The organism is Lysobacter brunescens, assembly GCF_042677005.1.
In the GTDB taxonomy this organism is placed as follows: domain Bacteria; phylum Pseudomonadota; class Gammaproteobacteria; order Xanthomonadales; family Xanthomonadaceae; genus Lysobacter_I; species Lysobacter_I brunescens.
The window spans coordinates 1-621 of the sequence record NZ_JBHTIF010000028.1; the positions used below are offsets into that span (position 1 = coordinate 1).

Annotated in this window: 1 pseudogene; it reads right to left on the reverse strand. The window is 68.6% G+C overall.

Features of this window, described 5'->3' with window-relative positions:
* A pseudogene (locus ACFQ0E_RS19240) lies at positions 1–589 on the reverse strand (hypothetical protein); the annotation flags it as partial.
* Positions 590–621: the final 32 nt, after the last annotated feature.

Here is a 621-nt window from a genome sequence, read left to right on the forward strand (position 1 = left end):
CGTAGGCGGTGGTCGTGGTCAGGTTGAGCTTGCCCGCACCCGGATCCTCGATCCGCTGCAGCATGCGACCCGCCGCGTCGTAGCGGTACTCCACGCGACGTCCGCTGGCATCCACCGTCGCCGCGAGCAGGCCACGGGTGTCGTACTCGTTGTTCGTGATCTTGCCCAGCGCGTCGGTCACGCTGGTGACGTTGCCGTCCTTGTCATAGGCCGTGGTCGTGGTCGACGTGCCGCCGCCCGGCAGCGCCTGGCTCACCGTCACCGTCTCGCCATGGCGATTGCGCGTGGTGGTGATCGACACGCCCTCTTGCGAGGTCACCGTCATTGAGCGGCTGGTGTCGTCGTAGGCGTAGGTCGTGACATTGCCCAGCGCATCGGTCTGGGTGAGGATCCGGCCGTAGGCGTCGTAGGACAGGCTGCTGGCCTCGACCCGGCCGCTGACCGTGGTCGACTGGCTGATCACCCGACCCAGGCGGTCGTAGCCGATGCTCGTGGTGGTGCCGCGTGCGTCGGTGCGCGTGATGGCGCGACCGAAGGCGTCGTAGGTCGTCGAGGTGCTGCGGCTGAGGCCGCCGCCGCTCTGGGTCATGCCGGTCGACTGACCTCGGGCGTCGTAGGTCC